Source organism: Pseudotabrizicola sp. (assembly GCF_030684215.1).
Lineage (GTDB): Bacteria > Pseudomonadota > Alphaproteobacteria > Rhodobacterales > Rhodobacteraceae > Pseudotabrizicola.
This window is the reverse complement of sequence record NZ_JAUXOV010000013.1, coordinates 21,438-45,525: the sequence shown is the minus strand read 5'-3', so window position 1 is coordinate 45,525 and position 24,088 is coordinate 21,438. Positions and strand designations below refer to the sequence as shown.

General features: G+C 58.5%; 23 protein-coding genes. 16 read left to right on the top strand and 7 right to left on the bottom strand.

Features of this window, described 5'->3' with window-relative positions; genetic code table 11:
* The first annotated feature begins 56 nt into the window (after positions 1-56).
* From Q8K08_RS01115 to Q8K08_RS01085, 7 genes are all read left to right on the top strand, one after another.
* Positions 57-1,052, top strand: coding sequence for a BMP family protein (locus Q8K08_RS01115; RefSeq protein WP_304797284.1), 996 nt, complete (start codon positions 57-59; stop codon positions 1,050-1,052).
* On the top strand, positions 1,052-2,635 hold the full coding sequence (locus tag Q8K08_RS01110) for an ABC transporter ATP-binding protein (RefSeq protein WP_305248930.1): 1,584 nt from the start codon (positions 1,052-1,054) through the stop codon (positions 2,633-2,635). Before Q8K08_RS01115 ends, Q8K08_RS01110 begins: the two co-directional genes overlap by 1 nt.
* Positions 2,635-3,738, top strand: coding sequence for an ABC transporter permease (locus Q8K08_RS01105; RefSeq protein ID WP_305248929.1), 1,104 nt, complete (start codon positions 2,635-2,637; stop codon positions 3,736-3,738). The genes Q8K08_RS01110 and Q8K08_RS01105 overlap by 1 nt, the downstream gene beginning before the upstream one ends.
* Positions 3,738-4,706 (top strand): ABC transporter permease, encoded by a 969-nt coding sequence (locus Q8K08_RS01100; RefSeq protein ID WP_305248928.1) that lies wholly within the window; start codon positions 3,738-3,740, stop codon positions 4,704-4,706. Before Q8K08_RS01105 ends, Q8K08_RS01100 begins: the two co-directional genes overlap by 1 nt.
* A 71-nt stretch (positions 4,707-4,777) precedes the next feature.
* Positions 4,778-5,581 (top strand): purine-nucleoside phosphorylase, encoded by an 804-nt coding sequence (locus Q8K08_RS01095; protein ID WP_305248927.1) that lies wholly within the window; start codon positions 4,778-4,780, stop codon positions 5,579-5,581.
* Positions 5,582-5,660: 79 nt separating this feature from the next.
* Entirely contained in the window at positions 5,661-6,581 is a 921-nt protein-coding gene (locus Q8K08_RS01090; RefSeq protein WP_304797275.1) for a sulfite exporter TauE/SafE family protein, read from the top strand.
* The gene (locus Q8K08_RS01085) at positions 6,578-7,336 is read left to right on the top strand and encodes a TIGR02186 family protein (protein WP_305248926.1); all 759 of its coding nucleotides are present in this window, start codon (positions 6,578-6,580) and stop codon (positions 7,334-7,336) included. Before Q8K08_RS01090 ends, Q8K08_RS01085 begins: the two co-directional genes overlap by 4 nt.
* Here the strand turns inward: Q8K08_RS01085 and Q8K08_RS01080 are convergent.
* Genes Q8K08_RS01080 through Q8K08_RS01070 form a run of 3 tightly spaced genes read right to left on the bottom strand, consistent with a single transcriptional unit; the run spans position 7,326 to position 9,576 of the window.
* Positions 7,326-8,633, bottom strand: a complete 1,308-nt coding sequence (locus Q8K08_RS01080; protein WP_305248925.1) for an MATE family efflux transporter — start codon at positions 8,631-8,633, stop codon at positions 7,326-7,328. The genes Q8K08_RS01085 and Q8K08_RS01080 overlap by 11 nt on opposite strands.
* Positions 8,630-9,145 carry a PaaI family thioesterase gene (locus Q8K08_RS01075; protein ID WP_305248924.1) on the bottom strand — a complete coding sequence of 172 codons (516 nt, stop codon included), beginning with the start codon at positions 9,143-9,145 and terminating at the stop codon, positions 8,630-8,632. Before Q8K08_RS01075 ends, Q8K08_RS01080 begins: the two co-directional genes overlap by 4 nt.
* Complete coding sequence (locus tag Q8K08_RS01070) at positions 9,142-9,576, bottom strand: PaaI family thioesterase (protein WP_304799317.1); 435 nt, start codon at positions 9,574-9,576, stop codon at positions 9,142-9,144. The genes Q8K08_RS01075 and Q8K08_RS01070 overlap by 4 nt, the downstream gene beginning before the upstream one ends.
* A 116-nt stretch (positions 9,577-9,692) precedes the next feature.
* Here Q8K08_RS01070 and Q8K08_RS01065 point away from each other — a divergent pair, with 116 nt between their 5' ends.
* The 8 genes from Q8K08_RS01065 to Q8K08_RS01030 all read left to right on the top strand — a co-directional run bounded on the left by Q8K08_RS01065 (position 9,693) and on the right by Q8K08_RS01030 (position 17,454).
* Complete coding sequence (locus tag Q8K08_RS01065) at positions 9,693-10,073, top strand: MerR family DNA-binding transcriptional regulator (RefSeq protein ID WP_304799315.1); 381 nt, start codon at positions 9,693-9,695, stop codon at positions 10,071-10,073.
* Positions 10,074-10,199: 126 nt separating this feature from the next.
* The gene (locus Q8K08_RS01060; protein ID WP_305248948.1) at positions 10,200-10,592 is read left to right on the top strand and encodes a MerR family DNA-binding transcriptional regulator; all 393 of its coding nucleotides are present in this window, start codon (positions 10,200-10,202) and stop codon (positions 10,590-10,592) included.
* A 31-nt stretch (positions 10,593-10,623) separates the two neighbouring features.
* Positions 10,624-12,399, top strand: a complete 1,776-nt coding sequence (locus Q8K08_RS01055; protein WP_304799312.1) for an acyl-CoA dehydrogenase C-terminal domain-containing protein — start codon at positions 10,624-10,626, stop codon at positions 12,397-12,399.
* 64 nt (positions 12,400-12,463) lie between these two features.
* Entirely contained in the window at positions 12,464-12,676 is a 213-nt protein-coding gene (locus Q8K08_RS01050; protein ID WP_135429621.1) for a hypothetical protein, read from the top strand.
* 267 nt (positions 12,677-12,943) lie between these two features.
* The gene (locus Q8K08_RS01045; protein ID WP_305248923.1) at positions 12,944-13,594 is read left to right on the top strand and encodes a glutathione S-transferase family protein; all 651 of its coding nucleotides are present in this window, start codon (positions 12,944-12,946) and stop codon (positions 13,592-13,594) included.
* Positions 13,595-13,606: 12 nt separating this feature from the next.
* Entirely contained in the window at positions 13,607-14,818 is a 1,212-nt protein-coding gene (locus tag Q8K08_RS01040) for an acetyl-CoA C-acetyltransferase (protein ID WP_304804949.1), read from the top strand.
* Between the two features lie 3 nt (positions 14,819-14,821).
* Positions 14,822-15,271: a hypothetical protein gene (locus Q8K08_RS01035; RefSeq protein WP_304804951.1), complete on the top strand. Its 450-nt coding sequence runs from the start codon at positions 14,822-14,824 to the stop codon at positions 15,269-15,271.
* Complete coding sequence (locus tag Q8K08_RS01030) at positions 15,268-17,454, top strand: 3-hydroxyacyl-CoA dehydrogenase NAD-binding domain-containing protein (protein WP_304804953.1); 2,187 nt, start codon at positions 15,268-15,270, stop codon at positions 17,452-17,454. The genes Q8K08_RS01035 and Q8K08_RS01030 overlap by 4 nt, the downstream gene beginning before the upstream one ends.
* On the opposite strand, the gene Q8K08_RS01025 is transcribed toward Q8K08_RS01030, so the two are convergent.
* Complete coding sequence (locus Q8K08_RS01025) at positions 17,451-18,071, bottom strand: Hint domain-containing protein (RefSeq protein WP_304804955.1); 621 nt, start codon at positions 18,069-18,071, stop codon at positions 17,451-17,453. The two genes, Q8K08_RS01030 and Q8K08_RS01025, sit on opposite strands and share 4 nt — an antisense overlap.
* A 90-nt stretch (positions 18,072-18,161) precedes the next feature.
* Between Q8K08_RS01025 and Q8K08_RS01020 the strand changes: the two genes are divergently transcribed.
* Positions 18,162-18,491: a hypothetical protein gene (locus Q8K08_RS01020; protein ID WP_305248922.1), complete on the top strand. Its 330-nt coding sequence runs from the start codon at positions 18,162-18,164 to the stop codon at positions 18,489-18,491.
* Between the two features lie 322 nt (positions 18,492-18,813).
* On the opposite strand, the gene Q8K08_RS01015 is transcribed toward Q8K08_RS01020, so the two are convergent.
* Genes Q8K08_RS01015 through Q8K08_RS01005 form a run of 3 tightly spaced genes read right to left on the bottom strand, consistent with a single transcriptional unit; the run spans position 18,814 to position 24,005 of the window.
* A complete protein-coding gene (locus tag Q8K08_RS01015; protein WP_305248921.1) occupies positions 18,814-20,655 on the bottom strand; it encodes a TniQ family protein in 1,842 nt (613 codons plus the stop codon).
* Positions 20,656-20,657: 2 nt separating this feature from the next.
* On the bottom strand, positions 20,658-21,749 hold the full coding sequence (locus Q8K08_RS01010; RefSeq protein WP_305248920.1) for a TniB family NTP-binding protein: 1,092 nt from the start codon (positions 21,747-21,749) through the stop codon (positions 20,658-20,660).
* A 48-nt stretch (positions 21,750-21,797) separates the two neighbouring features.
* Positions 21,798-24,005 (bottom strand): DNA-binding domain-containing protein, encoded by a 2,208-nt coding sequence (locus Q8K08_RS01005; protein ID WP_305248919.1) that lies wholly within the window; start codon positions 24,003-24,005, stop codon positions 21,798-21,800.
* Positions 24,006-24,088: the final 83 nt, after the last annotated feature.

Genomic DNA, 24,088 nt, shown 5'->3' with positions numbered 1-24,088 from the left:
GGCTGGCCTTGGGAACAAAAAACGTAAACGTCTTAATGACAACCGGGAGATTCTCCATGACCATGATGAAGCACCTTTTGGGCGCAGCTGGTGCGCTGGCCCTGACCGCTGGCGCAGTCGCTGCGGAACCGGCGCTGATCTACGATCTGGGCGGCAAATTCGACAAATCCTTTAACGAGGCAGCTTATAACGGCGCCGAATTGTGGGCCAAGGAAACCGGCGGCAGCTACAAGGAACTGGAGATGCAGTCCGAGGCCCAGCGCGAGCAGGCTTTGCGTCGCCTGGCAGAAGCGGGTGCGAATCCTGTGGTGATGACGGGCTTTGCCTTTGGCGATGTTCTCAACTCCGTGGCGCCAGACTTCCCCAACACCAAATTCGCGATCATTGACATGGTTGTGGACCAGCCCAACGTGAAATCAGTGGTTTTCACCGAACATGAGGGCAGCTACCTTGTGGGCATGATGGCAGCTCTTGCCTCAAAGACCGGGACCGTTGGCTTCATCGGCGGTATGGACATTCCGCTGATCCGTCGCTTTGGGTGCGGTTATGCGCAGGGAGTCCTTGCGGCGAACCCCGATGCAAAGGTCGTGCTGAACATGACCGGAACCACGCCGACCGCTTGGAACGATCCGGTCAAGGGCGCTGAACTGACAAAAGGTCAGAAATCACAAGGCGCTGATGTGGTCTATGCCGCAGCCGGCGGCACTGGCGTGGGCGTCCTGCAAGCAGCGGCTGACGAAGGCATTCTTGCGATTGGCGTCGACAGCAACCAGAACGGTATGCACCCCGGCAAGATCCTGACCTCGATGCTCAAGCGTGTGGATGTGGCCGTGTACAACGCCTTCTCTGAAGGTACCGAGCTTTCCCCCGGCATCAACGTGCTGGATCTCAAGTCCGAGGGTGTTGGTTATGCGATGGATGAAAACAACGCAGAACTGGTAACTGCTGAAATGCAGGCTGTCGTCGATGCGGCTGCCGAAAAGATCAAATCGGGCGAACTGGTCGTTCACGACTACATGTCCGACAACTCGTGCCCGGCTGCCACTTTCTGATGGCGGCTGACGCGAACACTTTGGGGCGGCAGGCAACTGCCGCCCCCTTTGCCATCGAGCTGAAAGGCATTTCCAAAGCCTTTGGCCCGGTTCAGGCAAACAAGGACATCAACATCGCAGTGCCAAAGGGCACTATTCACGGCATCATCGGTGAAAATGGTGCCGGGAAATCGACGCTGATGTCGATTCTTTACGGGTTCTACAAAGCCGACAACGGCGAGATTTATGTCAGCGGCAAGCTGACCCCGATCCCCGACAGCCAGAGCGCCATTCGCGCCGGTATCGGGATGGTCTTCCAACACTTCAAGCTGGTGCAGAACTTCACTGTGCTGGAAAACATTGTTCTGGGTGCCGAAGATGGCGCGCTGTTGAACACCTCGCTGGGCAAGGCGCGGCGGGTGCTCAAGGAACTGGCGCAAGAATACGGGCTGGACGTGGACCCAGATGCATTGGTTGAAGATTTGTCTGTCGGCCATCAGCAAAGGGTCGAAATCCTCAAGGCGCTGTACCGGCAGGCCGATATTCTGATCCTTGACGAACCGACCGGCGTTCTGACCCCGGATGAGGCGGACCATTTGTTCCGCATCCTGCGTGGGCTGAGGGATCAGGGTAAAACCGTTATTCTGATCACACACAAACTGCGCGAGATCATGGAGGCCACCGACAATGTAAGCGTCATGCGACGCGGCACGATGGTTGCCACAGTGAAAACCAAAGAGACCAGCGCAGAGCAACTGGCCGAGCTGATGGTGGGCCGCAAAGTGTTGCTGGAAGTGGAAAGAACTCCAGCCGTGCCGGGCAAAGTGGTTCTGTCGGTCGAAAATCTCCGGGTGCGCGATGAGGATGGGGTAGAGCGGCTGAAAGGCATCAGCCTCGAAATCCGTGCCGGCGAGATTCTGGGAATCGCCGGGGTTGCGGGCAACGGACAATCCGATTTGTTGGCAGCCTTGGGTGGAATGGCAAAAGCCACTGGAAAAATCACACTCAACGGGGTGGAATTGCCCCTGTCCGGCCCCGGTGCCGATGGGCAAAGCAGGCGTGAAGCCGGAATTGCTCATGTGCCCGAAGATCGCCACCACCATGGGCTGATCCTCGATTTCACGGCTTGGGAAAATGTCGCCTTTGGCTACCACAACGACCCCAAGTATCAGAAATCGGCGCTGTTCATGGATAATGACGCTTTGCGCGCGGATACAGAAAAGAAGATGGCCACCTATGATGTGCGCCCACCGATCTGCACGCTGGAGGCCAAGAGTTTCTCTGGCGGCAACCAGCAAAAGATCGTTGTTGCCCGCGAGTTCGAGCAAAATCCGGATCTGCTCCTGATCGGACAGCCCACGCGCGGCGTCGATATCGGCGCAATTGAATTCATCCACAAACAGATTGTGGCCCTGCGCGATGCAGGAAAAGCGATTTTGCTGGTCAGTGTCGAGTTGGATGAAATCAGGTCGCTGTCAGACCGTATTGCCGTGATGTTCGACGGACAAATCATGGGCATGCGCGACCCTGCCACCACGAATGAGCGGGAATTGGGGATGCTGATGGCGGGCATGACCAGCGAAAACACGGGGGAGGCCGCCTGATGGACCGTTTGCCAAGATGGGCCGACGTGGCATTGGTGCCGCTGGTCAGCCTGCTTTTTGCAGCCATCATTTCAGCACTTGTGCTGCTTGCCATAGGGCAAAGCCCGGTCGAGGCGTTCAAGGTCATGGTCGATGGCGCGCTCGGTTCACCCTATGGCTGGGGCTATACGCTGTATTATGCAACCAGCTTCATCTTTACCGGGCTGGCGGTAGCGGTGGCCTTTCATGCCGGGTTGTTCAACATTGGCGGCGAAGGGCAGGCGCAGCTTGGCGGTCTAGGTGTGGCATTGGTCTGCCTGTCCTTGCCATGGCCGCACTGGAGCATTGCGCTTGTCGCGGCAACGGCCGGGGCCGCGCTGTTTGGTGCGGCATGGGCAGCAATCCCGGCCTATCTACAGGCAAAGCGCGGCAGCCATATCGTGATCACCACGATCATGTTCAACTATATCGCCGCGGCACTTCTGGTCTATTTGCTGGTGGATGTGCTGCGGCCAACGGGTCAGATGGACCCTGCCTCGGCCCGGTTCCCGTCAGGCACGAATTTGCCTGCGCTGAACGACATTCCCGGCTTTAACCTTATTTTTCAAAGACCTGTCCCTGCGAATATCACTTTGCTGATCGCATTGGCCATGGCGGTGGTCATCTGGGCCATGCTTTGGCGCACGCGGTTGGGCTACCAGATACGCGCCTTTGGCAAGTCAGAGGCAGCCGCGAAATACGCAGGCATCAATCCGGTTAGGATCACAATTATCGCAATGCTGATTTCCGGCGGCCTTGCCGGGATGATGAGCATTAACAATGTGATGGGTGAGGCAGAGCGGCTTTTGCAAAACTCGTCCGAAGGGGCCGGTTTCATCGGCATCGCGGTGGCGCTGATGGGGCGAAACCATCCGTTTGGCGTGGTGCTGGCGGCGCTGCTTTTCGGATTTCTTTATCAGGGCGGCGCAGAACTTGGTCTTTGGACCAGCATCCCGATCGAGATGCGCATCGTTGTGCAGGGTCTGGTGATCCTGTTCACAGGTGCCTTGGACATGATGGTGCGGATGATACTGCAACGCGCCTTTGGCCTTGTCCGATCAGCCAAAGCGATGAGGGCAGCCTGATGGATTACGCGACACTTCTGCAAGTGCTTGATACCACCATCCGGCTAGCAACTCCCTTGCTGCTGGCCTGTCTTGCGGGGCTTTACTCCGAGCGTGCCGGCATTTTCGACATCGGGCTGGAAGGCAAGATGCTGGCCGCCGCGATGTCGGCGGGTGCCGTCGCCGCGCTCACAGGGTCGGCCTGGGCCGGATTGCTGGCCGGAATGGGGGCATCCTTGCTGTTTGCGACCCTGCATGGGATTGCCGCCATCACCTTTCGTGGCAACCAACTGATTTCTGGTGTGGCGCTGAACTTTCTTGCGTCCGGGTTGACCGTCCTGATCGCGCAGGCATTGTTTCGTCAGGGCGGCCGCACCCCGCCGCTGACCGGTGCCGCGCGCTTCAACCCATTGACCTTGCCGGGGGCTGAGGCAATGCGCGATGTGCCGCTGATCGGTCCGCTCTACTACGAAGTGATCTCCGGCCATTCAGTGCTCGTCTATATGGCGTTTCTTATCGTACCGCTCACATGGTGGATCTTGTTCCGCACCCGCTTTGGCCTGCGCTTGCGTGCCGTGGGTGAAAACCCGGCGGCGGTGGATACGGCAGGCGTGTCGGTCATCGGTCTGCGCTTTGCTGCCGTCGGCATAACGGGCATTTTGTGCGGCATCGCGGGCGCCTACATGGCAACAGCGCTCCAGGCAGGGTTTGGCAGAGAAATGACAGCCGGGCGCGGATATATCGCTCTGGCCGCACTGATCTTTGCCAAATGGCGCCCCGTGGCGGCAATGTGGGCCTGCCTGCTGTTCGGCTTCTTCCAGGCGCTCGCCCTGCGGCCCGACGTGGTGCAGGCCGTGGTGCAGGTCAAGGTGCCGGTGCCATTGCTGGATGCCCTGCCCTATATCCTGACTGTGCTGGTGCTTGCCGGATTTGTCGGCAAGGCGATCCCCCCGCGCGCCGGGGGCCAGCCCTATGTCAAGGAACGGTAGACGGCACTTTTAAGTCCACCCGCCGGGGGGCGAAGCGCCCCCGGCAGTGCCGCAAGAAAAAGGAACGTAGAATGAGCGCCACATCCGAAGCCATCGGCCTGATCCGAGCAAGAGCAGGCGACGCACCGGTCAGGCTGGGGCTGATCCTTGGCTCTGGTCTCGGCCATCTTGCACATGCGGTGGAAGGCGTGGCCATTCCCTACGCCGATTTGCCCGGCTTCCCACATGCCGCTGTATCAGGCCACAATCCGAACTTGCATATCGGCATACTCGAAGGCGTGCGGGTGGCTGTGTTTGGCGCACGCGAGCATTATTACGAGAAGGGCAATCCGGCCGCGATGCGTCTGGCGCTGGACGTGCTCAAAGATCTGGGGGCGACAGATCTGATCCTGACCAATGCGGCCGGGTCGATGCGCCCGGACATACCGCCGGGTGATCTGATGCTCTTGTCAGATCACATCAACTATAACGGGCTGAACCCGCTGATCGGCGAGCCGACCGATGCCCGTTTCGTGCCTATGACAGATGCCCATAACGCAGATTTGCGCAGCGCGTTACGCGCCAGTGCGCTGGCGGAAGGCATCGACATCAAAGATGGCGTTTACGCGTGGTATTCCGGCCCATCGTTCGAGACCCCTGCGGAAATCCGCATGCTCAAGCTGCTCGGGGCAGATGCTGTAGGTATGTCAACCGTGCCCGAAATCATTCTCGCGCGTTTTCTTGGTCTGCGCTGCGCTGCGATCTCTACCATCACCAACATGGCCGCGGGCATGTCTGACGAGCAGATCAGCCACGAGCACACCAAGGCCATGGCGCCGATGGGTGCGGCAAAACTGGAACGCATTCTGCGTCATTTCCTGACCACACTCCGATGAGGCGGATCGGCGTTTGACTTCACTGCCAAAGGCGCGCAACCCTTTGGACTGACCGCTCTTTCGCCCGCAGGGGCCTGACATGCAGATCTTTCTCCCGATTGCCGATATTTCGGTCAACCTGTTCCTGCTTTTGGGAATTGGCGGAGTCGTGGGGTTTTTGTCAGGGCTGTTTGGTGTGGGGGGTGGTTTTCTGATCACGCCTTTGCTGTTTTTCATCGGCATCCCTCCGGCGATTGCGGTGGCGACAGGGGCCAATCAGGTGGTGGCCTCCTCCGTTTCGGGCGTTCTGGCGCAAGTGAAACGCAAGGCTGTGGATTTCCCTATGGGCTTTGTGCTGCTTGCGGGCGGTCTGTTCGGATCAGCGGGCGGGGTCTGGTTTTTTGCCAGACTGACTGCGGCGGGTCAGGTCGATCTGTTTGTGCAACTGTCCTACGTGCTGTTTTTGGGCCTGATTGGTCTAACGATGTTCTGGGAATCGGTGATCGCACTTCGCCGGTCGAACAAACCCGGCGGGCCGATCCGCAGGTCGCACACCCATAACTGGGTGCATGGCCTGCCATTCAAAATGAAGTTTCGTGCATCAGGCTTGTATATCTCGGTCCTGCCGCCTTTGGCTGTGGGGGCGTTGGTCGGCTTTCTGGCCGCGATCATGGGGGTTGGCGGCGGCTTTATCATGGTGCCCGCGATGATCTATTTGCTGGGCATGCCGACCAAGGTTGTGATCGGCACATCGCTGTTCCAGATCATCTTTGTCACCGCCTTCACCACGCTGATGCATGCGATTACCGCCAATACGGTGGATATGATGTTGGCGGTTCTGCTGATCTTTGGCGGAGTCATCGGCGCGCAATTGGGCGCGCAGGTCAGCAGTCGGCTGAAGGCCGAGCAATTGCGGATTCTGCTATCGCTACTGGTGCTTGGGGTTGCGGCCAAGATTGCGCTGGATCTGTTGCTGCGCCCGTCCGAGCTTTACACTATTACGCCGGGGTTATTGCCATGATCCGGGCGGCGCTGCTTTGGTTGCTTTCAGCCCTGCCCGCTCTGGCGGCAAGCGAGGATATTGTGGCGGGCCTTAGCCAGAACCGCGTGTCGATAACGGCCGATTTTGAGGGGTCGGAAATCCTGATCTATGGGGCCGTGCGGCGCACCGCGCCTGCGCCTCCGGGGGCATTGCATGTCATCATCACGGTCGAGGGCCCCTCAACGCCGATCACGGTACGCAAGAAAGAGCGGACGGCGGGCATCTGGATCAACCGAGAGGCGGTTCAGGTCACCAGCGCGCCGTCGTTTTATGCCATCGCAACCACAGGCCATCTGCGCGACATTCTGAGCGAGACAGAAAACCTGCGCCACCAGATCACCATTCCGCGCGCGATCAGGGCCGTGGGTATCTCGCAACAAGCCCAGAACGCGCCAGACTTTCTGCAAGCGCTGATCAGGGTCCGCGAGAGCGAAGGCCGTTACCGGCTGAATGAAAGGTCGGTGCAATTCACCCAAGCCACATTGTTCCGCACCGATGTGATCTTGCCTGCCAACCTCACCGAGGGGATGTATCGTGTCCGCATTTTCCTGACCCGTGATGGTCAGGTGGTGGACCGGATAGAAAGGCAGATCAACGTGCGCAAAGAGGGGTTGGAGCGGTTTTTGTTCAACCTGTCGCGTGACCAGCCACTGATATACGGTCTGCTCTCGTTACTGATCGCTGTCCTTGCAGGCTACGGCGCATCCGCCGCATTCCGGTTCCTCAAACGCTGAGCTTTGGGCGGGCGCCACGCCAAAGCAACCACGCTGCGGCCCCGCGTGCAGCGTTCATCCCCATAAGGGCTGCCCATAAGCCATGGTTACCGTAGGGTTCGATCAAAGTCGCGATCAAAACGACATACAAGGCGACGGACAGGGCAACCACCTTCAGCATCGCCCGCGTCAGGGTGGCCCCGATGAAAATGCCGTCGTAAATCCAACTGGCGACCCCGATCAGCGGAGCCGCAACAATCCATGGCAGATACAAACGGGCCTCGGCGCGCACATCGGGTGCGGTGGTCATCAGGTCAATAATGGCTGGTCCTGCAAACCAGAACAAAGCCGCCATCACCAAACTGCCACCAAGACCCCAGCGCATCGACAGATCTGCTGCGTGGTCGATGTCGCGGCCCTTGCGCGCCCCTACGGCCTGACCCACCAAGGTTTCGGCTGTGGTTGCAAATCCATCCAGCGCATAGGCTGTGATCGCCAGAAACTGCAACAGAACCTGATTGGCGGCCAGACGCACATCGCCCAAGCCAGCCGATAAAAAGACAAATGCGGTAAACGCGCCCTGCAACAAGACAGTGCGCAGCATGATTGCGCTGTTCACAAAAACCATCCGGCGCAAGGCTGCCGCATCCTGCAAGCGCGCAAAGGCTGGCCCAAATGCACGGCCAAACGCATCGCGGCACAGCCATAGTCCAAGCCCAAGACCGGTCCATTCCGCGATCAATGAAGCCACGGCAACGCCCTCGACCGACCAACCGAGACCCAGCACGAACCAGATGTCCAGAATGGCATTGATACCATTTATCCAAAGCTGCAAAACCAGCACCGCCCGCGCTCTCTCAAGCGCGATCAGCCAACCGTTTACCGCATAAAGCGCGATGGTTGCAGGCGCCCCCCACATGCGGATGCGCAGATACTGGCGGGCCAAAGCCTCTACCTCCGGCGATGCTGGCGCCACTTCAAACGAGGCCCAGATCACCACCGACTGCAAGGCGACAATTAGTGCCCCGGCACACGCCGCAATGACCAGAGCGCGATACAGCGTGGCATCACGCTCGGCCCGGTCGCCCGCCCCATGCGCTTGCGCGGCCAGTCCTGCCGTACCCATACGCAAAAAGCTGAATATCCAGTAGAATGACGCCAGAACCACAGCACCAAGACCAACGGCTCCGATCGGGGCGGCCGCCCCCAACTGCCCCACCACCGCCGTATCAACGGCCCCGAGAATCGGCACCGTTACATTGGACAGGATGAACGGCCACGAAATCGCCCAGACCCGCGCATTGGTAACAGCGGTCATTCTGCTGGCGCACCGTGGGGCGGCGGCATCAGGAAATGCCCGGTCCCTTGGGCAAACAGGCGAGAGCGGTTGTCTTGCCATGCCTCGACATGCACTGAAGCATAGCGTCGGCCCGAGCGGTTGATCCGCGCACGGGCATAGGCATCACGCGGCAAACCTGCACGCAGATAATCAACTGTGAAATCAATCGTCTTGGGCAGACGGACCGGCCCCATATCCGCCGTAGGGTCAACGCGTCCGGCTTCCATCTCTTCCCAGAGGCTGCCCCATGCCAATTCAATGATCGCCGCGACCTCCAGAAAGGCTGCGGTCACACCACCGTGCAGCGCTGGAATCGCCGGGTTGCCGATCAGTTTGTCATCAAAGGGCAAGATCGCGGTCAATTCATCACCGCGCCGGTCGAACTGAATGCCAAGATACGAGATGTAGGGCACGCCAGAGAGCAGACCTCGCAAGGCCGCATCGCGCCGCTGCTTGATCACCTGCACGGGTTCAGGGCGGGGCGACTTCATTTTGCGCCCTCCTTTGGCCGATCCAGCGTGAAGGCTCCGGTCGCGGCGGCGACGGGCCGCGTCTCGTCTTCATCCGTGGCCGTCACCCGCACAAAGGCGACCGAGCGGGTCACTTGGTAACAATCCGCCCGCGCAGTGATGGTGTGCCCCGGCGTTGCGGCACGGAAATAATCGATCCGCAAATCCAGCGTCGCGGTTGAGACAGGGGCCGTCGGATGACACATCACCGCCGCCCCCGATGCTGTATCCATCAGCGCCGACACCGCGCCGCCATGAATGACCCCCGTGGCCGGATCGCCGATGAAGCGGGCATCATATGGCATGGAAATAACCGCTTTGCCGTCGCCAAGGCTTTCAAACTCCATCCCGAGCGCGCGGGCATGTGGAATGGCTTCGATGAACTGTCGCGCGATACGGATGATGTCGGTCATGGTGGCTCCTTGCCGCCCATAATCCCCGCTTCGGCCGCCACCGCAAGACGCGAATGCTGCGCTTGACATTGCGCGCAGGTTGATCCCGGCTTAGTCTAACCAGACGGAGGACCGCCATGACCGACACCAGCCGTTTGAGTTTCAAGGAAATGTGCGCCCGCTTTGACGTCACCCCGCGCACGCTTCGCTATTACGAATACATCGAACTGCTGTCCCCAGACAAAGAAGGCCGCGCCCGGTTTTATGGCCCCCGCGAGCTGGCCCGCATGACGCTGATCCTGCGCGGAAGGCGCTTTGGCTTCAGTCTTGAGGAAATCCGGCAATGGCTGCTGATGTATCGCCAACAAGGCACCCGCCCGCAGTATGAGACGTTTCTTGGCCTCGCAGACCGCCAGCTTGGCGCGCTGGAACTGCAAAAGGCCGAGCTGGATGCCACGATTGACGATCTGCGCGCGCTGCGGGGCACAACGGTAGAAGCGCTGTCAAAACTCGATTGACCTGACATCACGTCACCCGGTTTTCTGACGTGACGTTACATTTACGTTAACGTCAAGCACTCTAGTATGCTCACCGGAAAGCACACATCTGCTGGTCAGATGTTTTGTGTTCGAGAGTGAATGACAATGACAAATGACCTGATGAGCATTCGCCAGATGTGTGACGCTTTTGAAGTCACGCCGCGCACGCTGCGGTTCTACGAGGCGAAAGAATTGCTGTTTCCGCAGCGCGACGGCACACGCCGTCTGTTCACCCGGCGCGACCGCGCCCGGCTGACGCTGATTTTGCGCGGCAAGCGGTTTGGCTTCAGTCTGGAAGATATTCGCCAGATCCTCGATCTGTATGACCGTGACGGATCGAACCACGCCCAGACCATCCGCACCTATGAACTGGCCCAACAACGACTCGCCCAGATGGAGGCGCAGCACGCCGAACTGGGTGTGGCCATCACTGAACTCAAGTCCGAACTTGACGCGGGCGGGGCGATGATCGCCGGCCTGCGCCGTGCGGCAGAGTAAACACAAAGACTGCTTAAGGGAGAGAGCGCCGATGCCAACTTACACCGCCCCCGTCAAGGATATGCAATTCCTGCTGCACAATGTCCTGAAGGTGACCCAAGCCGACACCCCCGGATATGCCGACCTGGACGAAAGCTTCACCGCAGCCGTGCTGGAAGAGGCGGGCAAGGTCGCGTCTGACGTGCTGGCACCGCTGAATGCGTCGGGCGACCGTGAAGGCTGCGTTCTGGAAAACGGCGTTGTGCGCACACCCAAAGGCTTTGACGCCGCCTTCAAGGCCATGAAAGAGGGCGGCTGGACCGCGCTGGACTGCGACCCGGAATACGGCGGTCAAGGCCTGCCTTATCTGATGGGTTCTGCTGTGGGTGAAATATTCGTGTCGGCCAATATGGCGTTCAACATGTATCAGGGCCTGACCCACGGCGCCTATTCCGCGATCCACACCCATGGCACAGCCGAGCAAAAGGCGATGTATCTGCCCAAGATGGTGTCATGCGACTGGACCGGCACCATGAACCTGACCGAACCACATTGCGGCACCGATCTGGGCCTGATGCGCACCAAGGCCGACCCGCAAGACGATGGCAGCTACCTGATCACAGGTCAGAAGATCTTTATCTCGGCCGGTGAACATGACCTGGCTGACAACATCATCCATCTGGTGCTGGCAAAAGCGCCGGGCGGTGGGGAGGGCACCAAGGGCATCTCTCTGTTCATCGTGCCAAAGTTTCTGGTAAACGAAGATGGCTCTCTTGGCGCGCGCAATGACCTGTCCTGCGGCAAGATCGAAGAAAAGATGGGCATTCACGGCAACGCCACCTGCGTCATGAACTATGACGGGGCAAAGGGCTGGCTCTTGGGTGATCTGCACAAAGGCATGCGCGCCATGTTCACAATGATGAACGAAGCGCGCTTGGGCGTTGGCCTGCAAGGCTATGCTCAGGCCGAAGCCGCGTATCAGAACGCGCTGGCCTATGCACGCGACCGCTTGCAAGGCCGGGCCGTGACCGGGGCCGAAAACCCGTCGGGCCCCGCCGATCCACTGATTGTCCACCCCGATATCCGCCGCAACCTGATGGAGCAGAAAAGCTTTGTCGAAGGCGCCCGCGCCCTTACCTTTTGGGCCGCCCACCTGATCGACCGCTCGGTCCGTCAGGGCGATGCCGCGGCTGAGGGTCTGGTCAGCCTGATGATCCCAGTGGTCAAAGGGTTCCAGACAGACAAGGGCTTTGAAATGGCCGTGCAGGCCCAGCAAGTCTTTGGCGGACATGGCTATATCGAAGAATGGGGCATGTCTCAGTTTGCCCGCGATGCCCGGATCGCCATGATTTATGAAGGCGCCAATGGCGTCCAAGCGTTGGACCTTGTCGGCCGCAAGCTGGCACAGGATGGTGGCAAACATGTCATGGCCTTTTTCGACATGGTCAAAGCCGAATGCAAGGCCCATGACGGCGACGACCGGATGAAGGGCTTTGCTGAGCCACTGAAACTGGCCTCCAAACAGTTGCAGCAAGCCGCCATGTTCTTCATGCAGTCGGGCATGAAGAACCCGAACGCGGCGCTGTCAGGCTCGTATGACTTCATGCACCTGATGGGTCATGTCTGCCTTGGGCTGATGTGGGCTCGGATGGCGAAAGCCGCCTATGAGGCGCTTGATGCTGGCCATTCGGATCGGGATTATCTGGAGGCGAAGATTGCCACCGGGCGCTTCTACATGGCCCGGCAGCTGCCCGCGTGCACCATGCACCTCGCACGGATCGAAACCGGGGCAGAGACTGTCATGGCCTTGCCTGCCGAGGCATTCTAAGCTGCAAGGCGAAGGGCAGATCTTTGTTGCGAAAGATCTGCCCCACCCCAGCCGGAGATCCCTGATGCCCAAACGTTTTCGCCTCACCCGCCGCTTTCCCGTCGCCATGACCGAAGACGGCTACCGCAGATTGAAACGCTTTGCTGCAGAGGCGGGGCTTGATGAAGGCGAGGCGCTGTCGTTCCTGTTCGAACATTTCGACAGCGTTACACACAAGGAAAACCTGACCCACAGACTGCGCCTGTTCAATTCGGAGCTTGAGGATCGCAAACACTGAACACAAAGCAACGCGGCACCGGCGGGGAGTATTTGGACCAAGAAGAATGGGCATGCTCCATCCCGTTCCGACTGTCCGGTTTGGCTATCCGGGGCTTCGGAACGGGGCTTCACCTTGGGTGGTCATCGGCTCTCTGGCCTGTACCGCATCGAAAGATTAGCGAAGCAAGGTTGACGAATTCTTGCTTCATCTTGGCGAAAATACTCCACGGGGGTCCGGGGGTGTGAAACCCCCGGCTAAACCGGGCAGGTCTGGGAGGGCCTTTGAATGGATGGATCGGCAGATGCGGCAGAACTGTATTGCTTTGGCGAAAGTGGGAACGCCTATAAATGTGCACTGGCGCTAACTCTGACGGGCACAGTCTGGCGGGCGCGATATGTCGATTTCTTCAATGGTGAAACCCGCAGCGCGGAATTTCGCGCCCTGAACGCAATGGGCGAGGTTCCCGTTCTGGTTGAGGGCGATCACGTCCTGACGCAATCGGGCGGCATCCTTTTGCATGTCGCAGGCCAGAGCGGCAAAATGAGCGGTGCAACGCCACAAGACCGGGACGAGGTCTTGCGCTGGATCTTGTGGGACAATCACAAACTGTCCAGCCAGATCGGCACGGTCCGGTTCCTGATGAACTTTCTACCCGCTGACAAACGCCCCGAAGGCGTGATCCCCTTTATGCAAGGCAGGCTCAAGGCGGCCTATGGCGTCCTTGACACCCATCTGGCGCAGCGCGACTGGATGGTGGGCGAGGGCCCTACCATCGCGGATATGTCCTGCTGCGGCTATCTTTTCTACCCAGAACCCTTCGGCTTTGACCGCAAGGAATGGCCCCATATCGACGCCTGGCTTGACCGCATCGCGGCACTGCCCGGCTGGAAGCACCCCTATGAATTGATGCCCGGCAACCCGTCGGACCGGGCATAAGGAGAGGACACCATGCAAGACGCTTATATTTACGACGCCGTTCGCAGCCCACGCGGCAAGGGCCGCCCCGATGGCAGCCTGCACGAGCTGACATCCGTTGCGCTGTCGGCCAAGATCCTGAACGCGGTCAAAGAGCGCAACGGGCTGGAAGGCCATGCGGTTGAGGATGTGATCTGGGGTAACGTAACCCAGGTAGGTGAACAGGGCGGTTGCCTTGCGCGATCGGCCGTGCTGCTGTCGGATCTTGACGAAAGCATCCCCGGCCTTGCCATCAACCGCTTTTGTGCCAGTGGGATGGAGGCGGTGAACATTGCCGCCAATCAGGTCAGGGGCGGGGCGGGTCAGGCCTATATTGCGGGAGGGGTCGAGATGATGGGCCGGGTCGCCATGGGCAGTGATGGTGCCGCGATCGCGGTCGATCCGTCGCTGGCAATGAAGACCTATTTCGTGCCGCAGGGTATTTCGGCCGATATCATCGCCACCGAATATGGCTTTACCCGCGACATGGCCGATGCCTTGGCCATGGAATCGCAACGACGCGCCGCTGCGGCATGGGAAGATAACCGCTTTGCCAAATCGGTCATCACCATTCGCGACCAGAACGGTTTGCCGATCCTGTCCACCGACGAATACATGCGCCCCGGCACCGATATGCAGGCGCTTGGTTCGCTGAAGCCCGCGTTCAAGGATATGGGCGAGGTGATGCCAGGCTTCGACAAGATCGCCCTGATGAAATACCCGCATCTGGAGCGGATCAATCACATCCACCATGCGGGCAACTCCTCAGGCATCGTTGACGGCGCGGCGGCGGTGCTGATCGGCAATGCCGAATTCGGCAAGGCCCATGGTTTGACACCGCGCGCCCGCATCCGGGCAACAGCCAAGATCGGCACCGACCCGACCATCATGCTGACCGGCCCGGTTCCGGTGACCGAAAAGATCCTGAAGGATGCCGGCATGAGCATCAGCGACATTGATCTGTTTGAGGTGAATGAGGCCTTTGCCAGTGTTGTGTTGCGCTTCATGCAGGCGTTTGATGTGGACCCGGCAAAGGTGAACCCGAATGGCGGCTCTATCGCAATGGGTCACCCTCTGGGGGCTACGGGGGCCATCATCATCGGCACGCTTCTGGACGAATTGGAACGGACCGGCAAAAGCGTTGGCCTTGCCACGCTGTGCATCGCGTCCGGCATGGGGGCCGCCACCATCATCGAGCGGGTGTAGCAGATGCAGGCGGCCGCCATCCTTCAAACTTATCTGGACGAGATTGCTGCCGCTGTGATGGCGGGCGATTTTGTGGCCTACAGGGTCGGGGTGGTGCTGCCATTTCATCTGGTCACCCATACCGCCAACATGACCATCTCAACTGAAGATGACCTGCGCGTCGGGTTTGAAACGTTCTGTGGCATGCTGAAAAGCCAGCGGGTTACAGACTACATTCGACTTGTTGAAAGCGCGCAGGATATCGACTCGTCGCTCATAACCGGGCGGTATGTCTCGCACCTGATTTCTGGCGGAATGCGGGTGATTGACCCGTTCCATTCGCAAATCACGCTGCGACACGACGAAGGTCGCTGGCGCGCGGCCTCGATTACCAACGCCCTTGCCAATTCACGCTGGCCAGTTCTGATGCCCAGCCTTGCCACACCCGACCTTCGGAAAGGACCGGAAGAATGACCGATTTTGCTTATGCCGTTGACGCCGATGGCGTTGCTACCATCACCTGGGATGTGCCGGAAAAATCCATGAACGTGATGTCCCTTGCCGGATTTGCGGAACTCAACAGCCATATTGATACCGCCCTTGCCGATGCTGCGGTCAAAGGTGTGATCATCACCAGCGGCAAAAAGGATTTTGCCGGCGGGATGGATCTGAACGTGATCGCCAAAATGCGCGATGAGGGCGGAGCCGAGGGCATTTTCAACGGTGTGATGGAGATGCATGCTATCCTGCGCAAGATTGAACGCGCCGGGATGGACCCAAAAACGCTTAAGGGTGGCAAGCCGATTGTGGCCGCCCTGCCCGGCACAGCGCTTGGCATCGGGCTTGAAGTGCCACTGTCGTGCCACCGCATCATCGCCGCCGACAACCCGAAGGCCAAGATTGGCCTGCCGGAAATAATGGTTGGCATTTTCCCCGGCGCGGGCGGCACCACACGGCTGGTGCGCAAGATGGGCGCGATGATGGCCGCACCCTATCTGCTGGAGGGTAAATTGTCGGATCCCAAAGGTGCCAAGGCGGGCGGGCTGATTGACGAAGTGGTCGCCCCCGAAGACCTGCTGACACGCGCCAAAGAATGGGTGCTTTCGGCGAAAGAGGCCGATCTCGTCAAGCCATGGGATGCCAAGGGCTACAAGATGCCTGGCGGCACCCCCTATCACCCCGCCGGGTTCATGACTTTTGTGGGTGCCTCTGCGATGGTGCATGGCAAGACCATGGGCGTGTACCCCGCCGCCAAAGCCCTGCTGAGCGCGGTTTATGAGGGGTCGATGGTGCCCTTTGATACCGCGCTGAAGATCGAGGCCAGGAACTTTACCACAGTGCTGATGAACCCGTCCTCGTCAGCAATGATCCGCAGCCTGTTCATCAACAAAGAGGCACTGGAAAAAGGCGCAAACCGGCCAGAGGCCCCGGATCAGACCGTGAAAAAGGTCGGCATCATCGGCGCGGGCATGATGGGCGCGGGCATCGCCTATGTCAGCGCCAATGCTGGAATAGATGTGGTGCTGATCGACGCGGCACAAGATGCGGCAGACCGGGGCAAAGCCTATTCCGAGGGCATCCTCGACAAGGGCATTGCCCGCCGCAAAGTGACGGCTGAGAAAAAGGCCGAAGTGCTGGCCCGCATCACCGCCACCACCGATTACGCCGCGCTTGCGGGGTGTGATCTGATCGTGGAAGCGGTGTTTGAGGATATGAAGGTCAAGGCCGACGTGACGGCCAAGGTCGAGGCGGTTGTGGGCGCTGACTGCATCTTTGCCACCAACACCTCGACCCTGCCGATTTCTGAACTGGCCCGCGCCAGCCAGCGGCCCATGCAGTTCATCGGCATCCATTTCTTTTCCCCGGTCGACAAAATGCTGCTGGTAGAGATTATCCGTGGCAAGCAAACCGGCGATGTGGCGGTAGCACGCGCGCTGGACTATGTGCGCCAGATCCGCAAAACGCCCATCGTGGTCAATGATGCGCGGTTCTTCTACGCCAACCGCTGCATCATTCCCTATATCAACGAAGGCATCCGCATGGTTGCCGAAGGTGTGGAACCTGCACTGGTGGAAAACGCAGCCAAACTGGTTGGCATGCCGCTTGGGCCGCTGCAACTGGTGGATGAAACCTCGATTGATCTGGGGGTGAAGATCGCCAAGGCGACCAAGCTGGCCATGGGCGACGCCTATCCCGACGGGGCAGTCGATGATGTGCTGTTCTGGATGGCCGATCAGGGACGCATGGGCAAAAAGGCCAATGCAGGCTTTTACATCTATGACGAGGCGGGCAAGCGTGGCGGGCTGTGGGATGGGCTGGCCAACCAATATCCGGTTGCCGACGATCAGCCTGACCTGTCCCATGTGCAGCACCGACTGCTGATGGCACAGGTGCTGGAGGCGGTGCGCGCATTGGAAGATGGCGTGCTGACCGACATCCGCGAAGGCGACGTCGGCGCAATCCTCGGCTGGGGTTTTGCGCCATGGTCGGGCGGCCCATTTGGCTGGCTGGATATCATTGGTGCGGCCCGCGCGATCGAAATCTGCGAAGCACTGACCGCCAGCGAAGGCGCACGCTTTGCAGTGCCGTCCCTGCTGCGCGAGATGGCCGCCTCGGCGACCACGTTCTATGGCAAGGCGGCCCGCAAAGCAGCCTAAGTTGCGCTTCGGAACCGGCGCTGCTCCGCAGATCGCAGGGCGGCGCCGGTTTCTTCCGCCATCAGACAAGCAATCAAATGCTGTGCCTGTGCCAGCGAATAGCTGCTGTAGGGCACCGCCCGCCAGTCACTGTCGGCAAAGGGATCTGCCCCACAGGACAGCAAGACCCCGCGACTTGCATAAATGACCTGATGCCGCGCAAAGCTGAGCTGCACGGCGATCGCCACTTCAAGCGGCCTGCACCGTTCAATGCCGCGCCAGCCTTCCAGCGCCCGTGCCGGTATTAGAGCGAACGGATCGCCATACAGGTCCTCTGCCACATCCGCTTCGATCAGAACCTTCTGCTCGGGCAGCAGGATCACTTCATCTCGGTTGTCCATTGCCCAGCACGGCACCCTCAGCGGCCAAAAGTCAGCCGGAGCCTCGTCACACGGCAGAGAATGCACCTGTGTCACGCATTGTGTGCCGGCATCAAAGGTCAGAACCTGGGTGCCGGGCCGCAAATCCCCGGCAAGCCGCCATCCGCCGGGCGTGGCAATCAAGGTCGTGGCGAAAACCCCTTCGGCAACAACCAAAGGTCCACCCTGCTGCTCTTGTTCCGGCTCTTGCCAGACCATAGCCGGCTCCTCATCTGTGCCCAAAATTGTCACAGGGCAAATCACATTCTCAAGCCCTGTCGATACGGCACGGCCAGCCCAAGGCAAGCCATGGGCGAAACCAAGGCAAATCATATCAATCGCAGCAAAAATGGTGCCGGGCGAGGTCAGACTGGCGCCGTTTATCAGGACGGAGAGTCGCTTGATCTTCTCGGCCCAAGATGGGAGAGGCCGGACATCTGGATGCATCCGATTTTTGCAGACGGCAAGCGGGGGAAAATGGGCGTTTGCGGCACCGCTCAGGCCAACCTCGCTTTCGGAGGATTTTCGTGGCCATCGGCCCGGTTAGAGGCCGATGGACAAACTATACAGGTCACGATGGACAAAAAACGCACTAAAATGGACAAACTTTCCGGTGCATTTCACCACCGGCCCGTTTAGGGGCCGATGGACAAATTATGCCGAGCACGATGGACAAAAAACGGGCCAGAATGGACAAACTTTGCCGGGCATTTCACTGGGTTGTAGAAACATATCATAAGAGCGCCACTCAAGAATCTAAGTCATTGATTTTATTGTATACCCTTGTCAACCAACGCGGTTTACATTGCCATTATGCCAAGCATAACTTTGCCAGCGAAAAACTTGCGCCGCGGTCCAAGATGGCCGTTTTCCAACGAAAAAGCCGCCCCTAAGGGCGGCTTTCATGTGGATTGGCGGATGTCGTTGACGATGTGCCGGTCCGTCTTGGGTAGCAGGTCTCTCAGGCGGCCAAGTCTGCCTTGCGGTAGTAAAGGCGGCCAAGGCTGTAGCTTTCGGTGATCGGTTTGATGCCCCGGCAGTCCAGCTTCTTGCGCATTACCTTTGAAGAGAACATCAGGGACTCTGCGTATTCTTTCAACGAGATGTGGTTTCGAAGAAACGTGGCGATGTCTTCGGTCGAGTAGATCCGAATTTTGGCGCCTTTGCTGTTTTCTACGAAGTGTTTTTGCAAGTAGGGCTTGCCGTCTGTGTCCGTAAGTTGGCCCAAAAAGCTCAGGTTACTGACTGACAGGTTCAGAAGGCGTGCAGCTTCAACGGTGCTGACATGGCCACAGGACTTTTCTCGTGCCAGCACTTCCTTTACTTCCACAGGGTCAACAACAATGCCTTTGAACTTCAGGCTCTGATCGACCACCTGAACATTTGAGATGAGACCGGCGAGGATCCCGTTGACGATATCCAAGACTGGCCACCGAGCGGCTTCGGCGGCAGCGACGATTTCCATCATGCCCTGGCTGGGGCTGGTGACAACTTGTGCCCGCTCCACCAAACGAGACAAGAATGCGTCCGCATCCTCGATTGCAACATTCTTCAAGAAGCCGACCGCGGTGTCTTTGTCGCGCGCCAAGATTGGAATGAGGCCTGTTCTGACGAACTGTTCCGCTTGGACGCGATTGCAGTTCAAATGCTCGCGCAGTTTGGTGACGGAAATTGAGTTCTGAATGCGGCGGATAAGGTCTTCACCTGCCTGCAGATCGAACGTCGCAAAGGCATTCGGTTTTTCAGGATCTCCTTCAATCAGGCCCGACAGCACGACTGCGCGGTGGACGGTGCGGCTGAGTTCGCCAGTCTTCTCAGCCAGGGTATGAACGGAATGGACCCGCTGCCGATCCACGACTTTACCAAACAGGTCCGTTCCGACCGCGACTGGAAAATGATCGAGGATGAAATCACGAACGACTTCGCTGATAGGTCCGGGTTCCTTGCCGTTCTTGTCGAACTGCAACCACTGATAAAGGCGTCCGAATGCCTTCTGGGGTCCCCCTTTGTCACCAGTTTTTGCAAATCGATCCAAGGCCTCGCGTAGGGCGGCTTGAACTCCCGCTTCCCCGCGAGAAGCATACCGGAAACCCACATGCCCGGCCAAATTCAAGTCTTGCTGGGTCGTTTGATTCAGGTTTACGTGCGTTCCCGCCGTCAAGATAACCCCAAGCTTTTCGCAGGCCCGTGCTGCCGTGTCGATGGGCTGGGTGTCAAGCCAAGCAGGCCCAACTTTCCTGCCCAGTCGATCCTGAATGTAGGCCTGCAGATCTGATACAAGCTGCGGCGACGCAGTTGACACCAAGGCGCGCAAAGCCTCGTTGTCGGGGGCCACTTCTGACATCAACTGCAGCCTGTCTGAGAGCTTCTTGTTCTTGTGACGCACAAGCGCGATCCCATGCGTTGGGCACGTCCGCACATAATCAATGTTCCAAGAAATGCGCCCAACACGCATGCCAGCAGAAGCGCTGTCAGGCTTAGCGTCGTCCAGCAAGCAAGCCGGACAATAGGTCGTTTTGTCGAGGTTCGCGAATTCAGCGTGGACGTCTTCACCAGCGATCCGCCGCTTTCGACCACCAAAAGACTCAAATGTCATGGCGGCAAGTTCGTCGACCTCAAGTGCAAAGATAGTCCCAATCCGTGCGAGGTCGCCGGCGCGGGGGGACATTACTGCCCCCCGCGGGATCTCAAGCGTCTCGAGAAAGGTGTAGAGATGCTGGCGCGCATGAAACTTGGAAGCGCGCTGCATGTAGGACGACAGGCTTTCTCCTGCGAGAACGGGAAGTTTTGGAAGCAAAGGCATGATTAAGCCGCCTTCTTGCGCTTGCGCGTTTTCGACGCCTGCTGCGCCGCAACACGCTCTGCCTCGTAGACTTCGTCGTCTTCGTCCGGCAACGAAATCTGTTCCCACGCAAAATCCGTGAAGATGTTCTTGTCGTCGAGCAAGGACTCCTTGTGAGAGAAGGCCATCGCAAAGTGGTCAAGCGTCAGGGTCTTCACTCGATCTTGCAGCGCAATCTCGATGCTCTGCAGAATGAGCTCAATGCAGCGGCCAAAGCGGTGGCGACCTGCGCGCATCAGCCGATCGTAATGGTCTCGCGGCACATCAACATCGAGGCCAGCTTTGCGTGCAAAGCCGCGGACAAGTTTTGCCAGCCGATCGGTGTCCTCGCCAAACTTCAAAGGACGCGGGCGGATCTTCGCAAAGCGCCGATTGATCTGAGGGTCAAGGCCCGTCATCGCAGACAGACGTTCGGTTCCTGAGAGCAGCAAAACAACCGGGTGATCGCCCTGCATCAACGATTTGAGGGTCTTAAACATGCTGTCGAGCTCAGTGGCCGATGCGGACCGGAACATGTCTTGCGCCTCATCGAGCCACAGCAAACGAATGCCCGCGAGCCAGAGGCGATGCCGCACCAGAGCCCAAATATCATAGGTTTTTGAGCGGTCAGACACTTTATCAACGCCCAACTTCTCGAGGATCGAACAGCCGAGGCTGCGGAGGGACGCAGGGCTTTCGACTTTGACGTGCAGATACCGGGGCAGTCCGGTCTCCTCGTTCAAAACCAGTGGCTCAAAAGCTTTAAGCGTCTTGATGATGGCCGTCGTTTTCCCGCCACCCGACCCTTCGATCAATGTGATCCCTTGGGTTTCCGTTTCCCCTGTGAAAAGGACCGGCTGGTAGCTCGGCTTACCATCCTCGCCGATTTTGAACAGGCGGTTCAGCGCTGTCGTGATGGCAATATCGCGATCAGTGACGATGTGCAGGGAGCGAAGAGTCTCCATTTTTCCTGCAACTTCAAGAGCATGCTTCTGCTCTTCTGTCAGGCCAAGCTCTGGCTCAAAAGCCGCCAGATCATCAGAAGGGGTCGTGTCAGCATTCATGCGATCAAGCATGTCATTCTCCATATAAAACAGTGATTTGTGAGGGTTTGGGGGGTAGTCTTATTCAGGGAAGAGCCATTCGCTTTCGTCTGACGAATTGGCGGTGTTCTTCGGTGAATTCTCGAGTGCGTCTTTCACAAGCGACGGCTGAACCTGAGGCACCGGTGCAATCGTCTGGCCGTAGCCATCAGGTGCCGCGGCCGTTTTGGGGCGCGGCTGTACGATTGAAAATGCTTGCCCGGCTTCAGCTTCTACAGCTTCGAAGCGCTTTTTCGACCATCCATGATCATACACATGATAGAAGGCTTGGGCGTCCGCATTGATTTTCTTGACGGATTCGATTGCATCGGCAACGACCGCCTCGTCCCAAGCCTTTCGTTTTGGGTCTTGAATGCGCAGTTTCTTGCGCGTGGCATACCAAGTCGTCGCATCGATGCCGGCGAAGGTGTCATCTACGCAGGGAATGGTGTGCCATGCTTCTTTGAGCTTCACCTCGATCTGGCCAAGGTCTTTTTCAAACCAGATCACTTCAGCCGTCTCAGTCCCATTCGCTCTGTAATGAGCGTAGAGTTGCTCGGAATTGTAGCGAAGGCCCATCGCATGGATCCCGTCTTTTTCGACGGTGCGTGAGATCTTCAAGCCGAAGGCAAGATGCTTCTTCCGCAGCGTGGGCGCAGGCTTCAACGGATAGTTGCCGTCCGCGATGTCAGCTTCCCATTGTTGCAGTGGCGTGCGGCCGTTCAGTCCTGAGTGCGGCTCATTGTGATACACGTCCACAATCAGGCGAACAAGGACAGCGGCCAGCTGCTCTTCATTCAAGCAGGCGCGCTTCTCAGCCTCGTGGTCACCGCGTTCCTCAATGCTGCCAAACGTGCGCCCCGAGAGATACTGCAGGAATCTCTGATTGACGGTGCGGAAGAAGCGCTCGATGAAACCACGCATCGACGGCGCCCCGGCGATGGTTTGGATTTTGTTGATGCCAGCGTCAGCACATGCTGATGTAAAGGCACCCGATTTGAAGGCTGGACCGTTGTCGACGTAGAGCGCCTCCGGTGTGCCGAACATTGTCCACTGGGTTTTGGCACCGACAATCTTTGCCAGGTTTGACTTCTCAGTCGTGATCTCGTGCAAGCACTTGATTGAGCTGCTTGTTTTTGGGTTCGGCGTAAGGACAAGTCCCAGAATGCAGCGGGTCCGCACGTCAATGGCAACGGTGAGCCACCAGCGCATCATAGTCTTGGAGAGACCAAAACGTTCGAGCTCCTCTTCGGTGTAGTGCGAAAAAAGTCCGTGGCGCTTGAACAGGGTGAGCAAGTCAATCTTATACTCGTCCATCTCAACCCGCTCGAGAGGCCGCAGGGTTTCCAAGCCCTTGAAGGTCGCCCGCATTTTGTTCATCGCAGCGGCAGGGCCGAAACGGGCAACCAAGAGGCGGAACTTATCGATTTTCTTGATGTGAAGGCGAACCGTCTCGCGGCTGGGCGGTTGCCAACCCTCATCCTTAAAGGCTTTGCAGGCCTCTTCGTAAGTATGGGTGATGCTCTTGCGCTGAAGTGTCAGGTATTCCCGTTCGATAACCGCATCGAGCAAAATTGTCTCCTCAACGGTCAACTTGCTGTTGCGATTTCCTTTTTTCGAGAAGTTGTCGATCAGACCCTTTTTGCCGTAAAGCTGGTATGCCTTCGCCCATGCACGCAGGGTCCGCGAGGAGACCGCGTCAGGAAACGGGGTCGGCATGACGTGCTTGGGTTTCGGTCCCGTTCCGTTTTTCCACGCCGCGATAGCAAGAGCTTTTTCGGGATCGGGCAGATCTTCAATCAGATAGTCCGCCGCTGCCTGTCTGATGCTGAGCATCTCAGCTTTGATCGACTCGTCAGTGATCTTAACCTTGCCGGCATCCTTCAGAACCATCAAGCCACAGACCATTGCGTGACGGGTTGCCACCCGCTGAAGATGATCTTGCGTCAATGTCGAAAGGCTGACGTCTTCGTCGCCATTTTCATCGATGCGAGATGCAAAATCAGGCGCGAGCCCCCAAGGGATCATTTTCAGCAAGCCGGCCGAATTCATGCGGTTGAGGGTTGTGATGTCATGGGTAACTTGATTGTGCGGATCATCGACAGCACAGAAAACCACGTGCTCGTCGTCTCGTCTCAAGACGCGCCGCCGTGAGCCCCCAATTTCGAAGATGTGCAGGTTGTTGAGGTCGAAAGTGGGCTGCGCCTTACGAGCATTTGCAGGGCGTGTGTGGGGAAAGTCTTTAGCCATGGTGTTCTCCTGTCTGGCTGTTGGGAAGGTGAAAGCGGGCAAAGGAAGGCCGGTCCCAGACGAGGGCGTCTGGGTCGGGCCGT